This window comes from Gordonia paraffinivorans, from assembly GCF_900683595.1.
Lineage (GTDB): Bacteria > Actinomycetota > Actinomycetes > Mycobacteriales > Mycobacteriaceae > Gordonia > Gordonia paraffinivorans.
In genome coordinates this window covers 29292-39646 of sequence record NZ_CAACYD010000001.1, presented here as the reverse complement: position 1 = coordinate 39646, position 10355 = coordinate 29292, and the positions used below count along the sequence as shown (strand labels likewise).

Genomic DNA, 10355 nt, shown 5'->3' with positions numbered 1-10355 from the left:
GTCGGGATCTCGGGGACCCGACGCAGCGGTCGCTCCATGGTCTCGAAAGCCCGGTCGGGTCGTCGCAGCGTCGTGCGGTGCGTCCGGCCCCCGGGCCGCTCAGCCTGCGACGGCAGGCATGTCGGACAGCGACTCGGGGAGTTCCTCCGCGTGGACGACGAGGAGACGCTGGGTGGCGCGGGTGAGGGCGACGTACAGGTCGCTGAGACCACGTGGCGACTGGGCCACGATCTCGGCGGGTTCGACGACGATGGTCGTGTCGAACTCGAGGCCCTTGCAGGACCGCACGGTGTAGACCTTCGGCACCTCGACGTCCTTCGCCTCGAAGGATGCGGGGTCGAGCGCCGAGGTCACCGTCTCCAGAAGCGAGTCCGGTACCACGACCGCGGTGAGGCCCTCCGGCTCGGCGAGATCGACCGCGCGCAGGATCCCCTCGGCGATCTCGGAGGTGTCGTCGGATCCGATCGACACGGCGAGCGGTTCGATCCCGTTGCTGCGCAACGACGTCGGCGGCGTCTCACCGTTGCCGATCTCGTCCAGGACACGGGCCGCATAGGTCATGATCTCGGCGGGGGTGCGGTAGTTGACCGTGAGTTCCTTGAACTGCCACCGCTTGGCCACATACGGTTCCAGGACCTCGCCCCACGACCGGGTGCCCGCCTCGTCGGAGGTCTGGGCGGTGTCGCCGATGATGGTCATCCAGCGATTCGGGATGCGGCGCATCACCATCCGCCACGCCATCGGCGAGAGCTCCTGCGCCTCGTCGACGATCACGTGACCGAACGTCCAGCTGCGGTCGCCATAGGCCCGCTCCGCGGTGGTCAGGCGCTTCGTCTCGGTCTGTCGGGCCGCGAGCTGTTCGGCGTCGATCAGGTCGTAGGCCATGAGGATCTCGGGATCGAGTTCGTCCTCGAGATCCTGTGGCGCCGAACCGGTCAGAATGTCGAGCGCATCCTGGGCCTCGGCGAGTTGCCGGCGCCAGCGGGCGCGTTCGGCACGCTCGGCGTCGTCGGTTCCGTAGCCGACGAGCTCCGCGAGTTCGTCGAGAAGCGGCACGTCCGCGGGGGAGAAGTCCTCGCCCTCGCCGGAGTACGTCCGCGGCTTGCGGTACAGCGCGGCGCGGTCCTCGTCGCTCCACCCGGTGGTCGCCTTGCGGATCGCCTTGGCATCCGAGAGGAACTCCCGCAGCATGTCCTGCGGGGTCAGGGTCGGCCAGTACTTCAGGAGGGCGGCCCGGATCTCGGGGTCGCGGCTCATGTCGTCGCGGATGTCGGCGATGTCGCCCGGGCTGAGCAACTGCGAACCGTCGAGCAGGCTGGACCCGATGGCCGACGCGTGGCGCGCCGCCAGTTCGGCGAAACCGGCCTTCAGAAACGCCGGTTGGGCCTGGTTGTGCGGACGGCGCGAGGCACGCGCCTTCGCGCGCGCGGCCTTGATGAGCGCGGAGTCGATCTCGACGCGATAGCCGTCGAAGTCGATCGACTCGGGCTTGGACGGCAACGCCTGCTTCGCGCGGACGGCCTTCTTCATGACGTCGACCATCCGCAGGCTGCCCTTGATCGCGGCCGTGGCGCGCGGGTCCTCGGCGCGGGCACGGACGCCGGGGAACAGGTCGCCGATCGTCGAGAGCAGCACCCCCGACTCGCCGAGCGACGGCAGCACCTGTCCGATGTAGTTCAAGAAGTCGTCGTTCGGGCCGATGATGAGAATGCCGCTGCGCGAGAGGATCTCGCGATGCGTGTACAGCAGGTAGGCGGCGCGGTGCAGCGCGACCGCGGTCTTGCCGGTGCCCGGCCCGCCCTGGATGACCGTCACACCGCGATGGGTGGACCGGATGATCAGGTCCTGCTCGCGCTGGATGGTCTCGACGATGTCGGTCATCTCGCCGGTGCGGGCTGCGTTGAGCGCCGCGACGAGTGCCGACTCGTTCACGACGTCGCCGTGTCCGAGGTCGTCGAGCACGGCGTCGCCGGCGATGAGCGATTCGTCGCTGACGCCGCGCACCTTGCGGTTTCGGGTGCGGATGTGACGACGGCGCGACACACCTTCGGGGGACGCCGGGGTCGCGAGGTAGAACGGCCGTGCGAGTGGTGCGCGCCAGTCGAGGAGCAGGGTGGCGTCGGTCGCCGAGTCGTCGAGCGACCCGTCGTCGCCGAGTCCGTCGTCGAGGATGCCGATGCGGCCGATGCGGCGGATCTCGCCGTCCTCGAGGTCGAGTCGGCCGAAATACAGGTTGTGCTCGGCGGCATCGATCTTCGCGAGGTCCTCGATGTACATCCGCTCGTACGACTCGCGCTCGGACAGGGCCTGCGGGGTCCCGCCGCGTTCGCTGAGCGTTGCGGAGAGCCGACGCCTCGTGGTCTGGCGCATGCGGTCGAGGCGACCGTAGACCCGGTCGAGGTGGTGCTGTTCCTCGGCGAGCCTGGGGTCGGTGTCCGGGGAGAGCGCGGTCATCGGGCGCCTCCGTCCGCGGCGAGGGACGGCCAGGCCGGCTGCGACAACCCCGCGGCGCGCATGAGACCGGTCACCCGGGCACCGAGGTCGCCGGTCGCCAGCCGCGCACAGACGTCGGCGGGCGGACCGTCGAGTTCGGTCACTCCCAATCGGCGTGCGAGCCACGCCAGCACGGTCGGCTGATCGCCGAAGGGCAGCACGGAACCGCCGTCGGGGTCGGCCAGGACTCCATGACGTGAGACGTAGAGGTCGAACTCGTCCGGAGTGGGGACGCCCGGCAGGCGGTCTGCGAGCTGGAGGGGATGGTCGTGCGTGTTCACTGTCCGTCGATCGTAGTTGGGTTCGGTGCGGTCCAGAGCCTCGGTCTGCGACGGCGTCAGCCATGCACCGACGGTCGTCAACACGCCCTGACCTGCGTGAACAGGTGCTGCGGGGATGTATCCGCGAGCCGCGACGTGGGCGGAATGGCCCACTGTGATGTTGGCGACCCGCACCCTGCAGAGGGCGGGTTCCACCGCGTCACCGAGATGGTCCAGCTTACGCCGGAGAACGCTCGGGGCGGCATTCGAGCCGACGGCCATGACCAGACGCGAGTTCGGCGGCGGGGCCACGGACCCGAGCGGCTGCAGCAGAACGGACGCGGGCACCCACGGGTAGTCCTCCGGTGGGTGCGCCGCGTCCGGTCTGTTCTGGTTCGTACTCAGCGTCGTTCTCGGACCGAGCGGTGTGACGGGCCGCGCTCGATCAGGCGCGGGCCTTGCGCCAGCGCTTGCGTCCCTCGTCGGCGGTGTGAGCCGCGGACTCCTCGGCGGCGGCCGCGAGCTGACGCGCGGTCTCGGCGAGTTCGGCCGAGCGCTGACGCGCGATCTCGGCGAGCTCCGCCGAACGATCGCGGACGACATCGCCCAGTTCGGGGGCACGCTTGCGGGCGACCTCGGCGAGTTCCGCGGAACGGTCGCGGGCGATGTCGGCGAGCTCGCGGGCGGCGTCGGCGATCTCGGGTGCGCGCTTGCGCGCCTTGCGAGCGAGGATCGGTGCGCGCTTGCGGGCGGTCTCGGCGATCTCGGTCGAACGCTCGAGTGCCGCGTCGGCGAGTTCGGGAGCACGCTCGCGTAGGAGCTCGGCGGTCTCCGCGGCGCGCTCGGCGATCTCCTGCGAACGCTTCTGCGCTGCCTCGGCGATCTCCGGGGCGTGCTCGCGGAACCGCTCGGCCGCCTCCGCCGAACGCTCCGAGAGCAGATGCGCGCCCTTGCTCAGCAGCTCGCCGGCCTCGACGGACCGCTCGCCGACCAGCTCGGCACCCTCATGGGTGCGTTCGCGCAGCGAGTCCCACGTCGAGTGGCCGGCGGCGGTGCCGATCGGCAGTGCCGCGGCGACGGCCTGCGCCTTCTGCCGGCCACGCCATGCCAGCGACGGCTTGCCCTCGGTGTCCACCGCGGCGAGCAGGACTCCGCCGAGCAGGCCGACGTTCTTGACGAACGCGTCGCGCTGGGCCTGCTTGCGGACCGGATCGGCCTCGTTCCAGAAATCGGTGCCCGCTGCGGTCGTCGGGACCAGGGTGCCGGCCAGCACCACCGACGCCAGTCGCGGCAATTTGCCGGTGGCGAGCAGGATGCCGCCGCCGATCTGGGCGGCGGCGTTGATCTTCACCAGGGTCTCGGTGTCCTCCGGGATCTTCTCCGCCACCTCGGGCGGCAACGCGGTGCGAGCCCGGTCGACGACCGGCTCCGCGGACTGCGCGATCGGTTTGGGGCTGCGAATCGTCTCGACGCCTTGCGCGATGAACGCGGAGGCGAGGAGCGGGCGGGCGATACGGCGGAGAATCATCGGTCACAACCTTCTTCAGTCGATGCGGTTCGAGATCCGTCGGGTCGCGCTGACTTCGGGGTCAGAGCGATGGGCCTCGTCAACGCTACCCGTCCTTCGGATATGTGCTGGTGAATCGACTCTTCGTGATCCTTTCGGGGATATCCGTCCCAGATCGCGAACACAGTGCGCTTCGTCAGACCACGTATCCGGTGGGGGAGAAGGTCAAACACCGGCCGTCACGGCCCGCCGAGGACGTTGCGACTCGTCTCATATCCACCCGCTCGATGTCGTGGGTGCGTCCTAGGATTCGGCGCGTGGGCTCCAAGAAGAGTGACAACGGCAGCGCCATCGTCGTGGGGATCGTGCTGGTCGCCGTGTTCTGCGCACTCGCGTGGCCGTACTACCTCGGCACCTGGCTCGCGGTGGAGTTCGGAGCGGACAATCCGTCCACGGCGCGAACGGCGACGGGTTGGGTCCTGGAATCCATCTACCTGATCGGCCTGGTGAGCCTCGGGATCTGGTCGTGGTGGTCGGACGAGCGGGAGAAGGAGAAGGCCCGGCGTCTCGAAGCCGAGAAGCGTCAGCGCGAGATCGACTTCGGCTCGGACGGTGCCCGGCTCTACGAATCCGCCGAGGCGGCGATCGCGCGGATCGCCGGATCCGAGGCGGCCCGCGCCGGCTGGCTGGGGGACCCGGCCGACTTCGACTTCCGGGCAGATCTCTGGTCGATAGCGGCGAACCTGCGTCGCGCGGAGGAGATCCGGAAGGTGATGGCCGGCGCAGCCGGGATCCGCAGGTTCACCAGGACCGACGAGCAGATGCTCGACGACGCGCGGCGGACCGTCGCAGCCCTCGAGCAATCGGTCCAGCGTCGTGTCGAGCTCATCGGAGAGTGCGCGCGGCAGGCCGAGGACATCGACCGCGCGTTGCGCGAGGAACGCGAGAACGCCGAGGACGCGAGGCGACGCGAGGAGCTACGCGGCCGCCTCGGCACCGTCCTCTACGGTTCGCCTGCCACGCCGGCCGAGGAGGGCTCGGAATCCGCCGACGTCGTGAAGGCGCGGGCAGCGGCGTTCCACGAGCTCAAGGCGCTCGTCGACAAGCACCGGATCGACGAGGGGCAGTAGCGCCCGATCGGCCGGACCCACCACCGTTTGCGTGAACCCCTCCGGCCGATGCCGGGGCAGGAATGCGGAACGGCGGCGGGTGTGCGCGGGCTCACCAGCCGCGCTCGCGCCACTCCGGCAGGTGCGGGCGCTCGGCACCGAGCGTGGTGTCCTTGCCGTGCCCGGGGTAGACCACCGTCGAGTCCCCGAACCGGTCGAAGATCTTGGTTGACACGTCGTCGAGGAGTTTCTCGAAGTCGCCGGGCTGCCACGTCTTGCCGACGCCTCCGGGGAACAACGAGTCGCCGGTGAACAGCTGCACGACCTCCTCGCCGTCGGCGGTGGTGTCGGTCAGCGCGAGGGCGATCGACCCGGGGGTGTGGCCGACGAGGTGGATCGCCTCGAACCGGAGGTCGCCGATCTCGATGACGTCGCCGTCGTCGACGAGGCGGTCCGGGGCCACCGGGATCTCCGGGGCATCGTGGCGGCCGGCGGCGGTCGGGGCGCCGGTGTGCTCGGCGACCGCCTCGAGGGCCTGGACATGGTCGAAGTGCTGATGGGTGGTGAAGATGAGGGCGGGCTTTCCGCCGATCGCGTCGAGCGTGGCGATGATCGTCTCGGCGTCGTTCGCGGCGTCGATGATCAGCTGATCACCCGTCGCCTTCGAGGTGACGATGTAGACGTTGTTGTCCATCGGCCCGACCGAGAGCTTCACGATCGTGGCCTTGCCGAGGGTGCGGCGTTGCGGGGTCTTGGACTCGGAGAGGTCGCCGGTGTAGTCGTCGCTGATCGGTGTCGCGGAGGTCATGGGGAAAGGCTATGACACCGCGCGGTCGCCATCGCGCCCGTCACCGCCGTGTCGTGTGACGCTCGCGACGGCCGGACGCGCTCTGAGCACGGGTATCGTGGACTATCGGTTCGATGGTGTATGGCACGGGTGGCGAGACCGATCCTCCGGCCCTCGGACTGCGAATCCCCAACGGGTCTACGCCGTCGAGACGGCTTGTCGGTACCTGCCGATATGGTGCCCATGCGCCGCGCGTGCGCCCTGAGCTCGATGGACCTGTGACTCGAAAAGAATGTTAGGACTGCAGTGGTTGATCGTCTGATCGTCCGAGGTGCCCGCGAACACAACCTTCGCGGTGTCGATGTCGACCTTCCCCGGGACAGCCTCATCGTGTTCACCGGATTGTCGGGCTCGGGCAAGTCGTCGCTCGCCTTCGACACGATCTTCGCCGAGGGACAACGCCGTTACGTCGAGTCGCTGTCGGCCTACGCCCGGCAGTTCCTCGGCCAGATGGACAAACCCGACGTCGACTTCATCGAGGGGCTCTCGCCGGCGGTGTCGATCGACCAGAAGTCGACCAACCGCAACCCGCGGTCGACGGTCGGCACCATCACCGAGGTCTACGACTACCTCCGCCTCCTCTACGCGCGCGCCGGAAAGGCCCACTGCCCGGAATGCGGCGAGCCGATCGCCAAGCAGACGCCGCAGCAGATCGTCGACCAGGTCCTCGCGATGGAGGAGGGCACCCGATTCCAGGTGCTCGCGCCGGTGGTCCGCACGCGCAAGGGCGAGTTCGTCGACCTCTTCGCCGAGCTGCAGACCCAGGGCTTCTCGCGTGCCCGCATCGACGGCGTCGTCCACCAGCTGACCGATCCGCCGAAGCTGAAGAAGCAGGAGAAGCACGACATCGAGGTCGTCGTCGACCGCCTCGTCGTCAAGCCCAGTGCCAAGCAGCGCCTCACCGACTCGGTCGAGACCGGCCTGCGCCTGGCCGACGGGATCATCGTGCTCGACTTCGTCGACCTCGACGAGGACGACCCGAACCGCGAGCGCCGCTTCTCGGAGAAGATGGCGTGCCCCAACATGCACCCGATCGCCATCGACGATCTCGAACCGCGATCCTTCTCGTTCAACTCGCCCTACGGCGCCTGCCCGGAGTGCGACGGCCTCGGCGTTCGCAAGGAGGTCGACGAGGACCTCGTCGTCCCGGACCCCGACCTGTCGCTGGCCGAGGGTGCGATCGCGCCGTGGTCGACCGGCCGCAACGCCGACTATTTCCTGCGGCTGATGTCGGGTCTGGCCGACCAGATGGGCTTCGACGTCAACACCCCGTGGAAGAAGCTGCCGGTCAAGGCCCGGCGCGCGCTGCTCAACGGCAGCGACCACCAGGTCCACGTGAAGTTCCGCAACCGCTACGGACGCACCCGCTCGTACTACACCGAGTTCGAGGGGGTGATGTCGTTCCTCGAGCGCCGGATGGAGCAGACCGAGTCCGAGCAGATGAAGGAGCGATACGAGGGGTACATGCGCGACGTGCCGTGCCCCGCGTGCGAGGGCGCACGCCTGCGCCCGGAGATCCTGGCCGTCACGCTCGACCACCCCGAGTACGGGGCGAAGTCGATCGCCGAGGTCTGTGCGCTCTCCGTCGCCGAATGCGCCGACTTCCTGGACAACCTGCACCTCGACGAACGTCAGGCCGCGATCGCCGGACGCGTCCTCAAAGAGGTCCAGGCCCGCATCCGGTTCCTGCTCGACGTCGGTCTGGAGTACCTGTCGCTGTCGCGCGCGGCAGGTTCGCTGTCCGGCGGTGAGGCCCAGCGCATCCGGCTCGCGACGCAGATCGGCTCCGGCCTCGCCGGCGTCCTCTATGTCCTCGACGAGCCGTCGATCGGCCTGCACCAGCGCGACAACCGACGACTCATCGAGACCCTCACCCGCCTGCGGGATCTGGGTAACACGCTGATCGTCGTCGAACACGACGAGGACACCATCCGCGCCGCCGACTGGATCGTCGACATCGGCCCGCGCGCGGGCGAGCACGGCGGCGAGGTCGTGCACTCGGGCAGTTACAAGGACCTGCTCAAGAACAAGAGGTCGCTGACCGGCGCATACCTGTCGGGCCGCGAGGAGCTGGCGATCCCGGAGATCCGCCGACCCATCGACCGCAAGCGGCAGCTGACCGTCGTCGGCGCCCGCGAACACAACCTGCGCGGCATCGACGTGTCGTTCCCGCTCGGCGTGCTGACCGCGGTCACCGGTGTGTCCGGGTCGGGCAAGTCGACGCTGGTCAACGACATCCTCGCGACGGTCTTGGCCAACAAGCTCAACGGCGCGCGGCAGGTGCCCGGCCGGCACACGCGCGTCAAGGGACTCGACAACCTCGACAAGCTCGTGCAGGTCGACCAGTCGCCGATCGGTCGCACCCCGCGGTCCAACCCGGCGACCTACACCGGCGTCTTCGACAAGATCCGCACCCTGTTCGCCGCCACCACAGAGGCGAAGGTCCGCGGCTACCAGCCGGGCCGCTTCTCGTTCAACGTCAAGGGCGGCCGCTGCGAGGCGTGCACCGGCGAGGGCACGATCAAGATCGAGATGAACTTCCTGCCGGACGTCTACGTCCCGTGCGAGGTGTGCCACGGCGCCCGCTACAACCGCGAGACGCTCGAGGTCCACTACAAGGGCAAGACCATCGCGGAGGTCCTCGACATGCCGATCGAGGAGGCCGCCGACTTCTTCGAGCCGGTCACCTCGATTCACCGGTACCTCAAGACACTCGTCGACGTGGGCCTCGGCTACGTCCGCCTCGGTCAGCCGGCGCCGACGCTGTCCGGCGGCGAGGCGCAGCGCGTGAAGCTGGCCGCCGAGCTGCAGAAGCGCTCGTCGGGCCGGACGATCTACATCCTCGACGAGCCGACCACCGGCCTGCACTTCGAGGACATCAAGAAACTGCTCGCGGTGATCAACGGACTGGTCGACAAGGGCAACACGGTCATCACCATCGAGCACAACCTCGACGTCATCAAGACCGCCGACTGGATCATCGACATGGGTCCCGAGGGCGGCAGCGGCGGCGGCATGGTCGTCGCCGAGGGCACGCCAGAGGACATCGCGGTCGCGCCCGGCAGCCACACCGGCAAGTTCCTCGCCGAGATCCTCGACGTCGACCAGACGGTCGCGTCGGCCGGCTGACGCAACCGCAAGAGGAATCGCCACTTCTGGTACAGGATCGCGGGTTTCACCCAGCGACTCGGTCCGGAAGTGGCGATTCTGCTGAGACTCGAATGGCGCCGGCGGGCTACTTGCCCATCGACTTGCGGATCTCCTCGAGGCGCTTCTTGGCGGCCTCGTCGCGCTTGCGCACCATCTCGTCGACGCTCTGTCCCTCGGGCGTGGCCTCGGCGAGCTCCTGCGATCCGATGGCCGTCGTGATGCGGTTCTCGATCTTCTCCCGCACGTAGTCGAAGGTCGGGATGCCGTCCTCGGTGTAGTCCGGGTCCGGGAGAGAGCCCGGCAACGGGGCCCCGGTCACCGGGCCCGGCACGATCTCGGCGTCGACGATGTCGTCCGACGGGGTGCCCGCGGGCTGCGTGCCGTGGGTGCCGGATTCTCCTGGGGTGGTCATACCGTCAGGGTAAGCGGTTTCGGCATGTGTCGTCGGCACGCTCGGCCCACCAGGTGAGGCCGAAACCTATTTCCTCGGCGCCCGGACCGGCCCGGTGTACTTCTCGCCGGGACCCTCGCCCGGCTCGTCGGGGTAGGCGCTGGCCTCGCGGAACGCCAGCTGCAGGCTCTTCAGGCCGTCGCGGATCGGCGCGGCGTGGATGCCGAGGTCGGCCTTCGAGGCGTCGACCAGGCCGGCGAGCGCGTTGATCAGGACCCGGGCCTCGGGGAGGTCGATCTTGTCCTCGGGGGTGCCCTCGGCCAGGCCGAGCTTCTCCGCCGAGGCGCTCATCAGCATCACGATGGACCGGGTGATCACCTCGATCGCCGGAATATCCTGCAGGTCGCGGACGTTCTCTGCCTCAGTGTGCGCCGCGTCTTCCGCGCCGGTGCCACTGCCCGTCGCACCCTTCTGGGGTTCCGGTGCTGGTGACGAATAGGAGTTCTCGGCCATGGCTGATAGACTCCCATAGCACGACCGCCCTGGGATGCGCCGGGGTCGTAAGTGGAGTTCCGCTCCCACCGTGTGACGCGAGTCC

General features: G+C 68.9%; 8 protein-coding genes. 2 read left to right on the top strand and 6 right to left on the bottom strand.

What is annotated here, in order from left to right; all coding sequences use genetic code 11:
* Positions 1-99: 99 nt before the first annotated feature.
* The 3 genes from E1P53_RS00145 to E1P53_RS00135 all read right to left on the bottom strand — a co-directional run bounded on the left by E1P53_RS00145 (position 100) and on the right by E1P53_RS00135 (position 4281).
* Positions 100-2454 carry a HelD family protein gene (locus E1P53_RS00145; RefSeq protein WP_131733123.1) on the bottom strand — a complete coding sequence of 785 codons (2355 nt, stop codon included), beginning with the start codon at positions 2452-2454 and terminating at the stop codon, positions 100-102.
* Positions 2451-3101 (bottom strand): hypothetical protein, encoded by a 651-nt coding sequence (locus E1P53_RS00140; RefSeq protein WP_109239504.1) that lies wholly within the window; start codon positions 3099-3101, stop codon positions 2451-2453. The genes E1P53_RS00145 and E1P53_RS00140 overlap by 4 nt, the downstream gene beginning before the upstream one ends.
* A gap of 97 nt (positions 3102-3198) precedes the next feature.
* Complete coding sequence (locus E1P53_RS00135; protein WP_131733122.1) at positions 3199-4281, bottom strand: DoxX family protein; 1083 nt, start codon at positions 4279-4281, stop codon at positions 3199-3201.
* 296 nt (positions 4282-4577) lie between these two features.
* On the opposite strand from E1P53_RS00135, the gene E1P53_RS00130 reads away from it, so the two are divergent.
* Positions 4578-5390: a hypothetical protein gene (locus tag E1P53_RS00130; RefSeq protein ID WP_006901977.1), complete on the top strand. Its 813-nt coding sequence runs from the start codon at positions 4578-4580 to the stop codon at positions 5388-5390.
* 91 nt (positions 5391-5481) lie between these two features.
* On the opposite strand, the gene E1P53_RS00125 is transcribed toward E1P53_RS00130, so the two are convergent.
* Positions 5482-6177 (bottom strand): MBL fold metallo-hydrolase, encoded by a 696-nt coding sequence (locus E1P53_RS00125; RefSeq protein WP_006901976.1) that lies wholly within the window; start codon positions 6175-6177, stop codon positions 5482-5484.
* Positions 6178-6462: 285 nt separating this feature from the next.
* On the opposite strand from E1P53_RS00125, the gene uvrA reads away from it, so the two are divergent.
* Complete coding sequence (gene uvrA, locus E1P53_RS00120) at positions 6463-9345, top strand: excinuclease ABC subunit UvrA (protein ID WP_131733121.1); 2883 nt, start codon at positions 6463-6465, stop codon at positions 9343-9345.
* 106 nt (positions 9346-9451) lie between these two features.
* On the opposite strand, the gene E1P53_RS00115 is transcribed toward uvrA, so the two are convergent.
* On the bottom strand, positions 9452-9778 hold the full coding sequence (locus E1P53_RS00115; RefSeq protein WP_131733120.1) for a PspA domain-containing protein: 327 nt from the start codon (positions 9776-9778) through the stop codon (positions 9452-9454).
* A 66-nt stretch (positions 9779-9844) separates the two neighbouring features.
* Positions 9845-10270 carry a DUF1844 domain-containing protein gene (locus E1P53_RS00110; RefSeq protein WP_006901973.1) on the bottom strand — a complete coding sequence of 142 codons (426 nt, stop codon included), beginning with the start codon at positions 10268-10270 and terminating at the stop codon, positions 9845-9847.
* Positions 10271-10355: the final 85 nt, after the last annotated feature.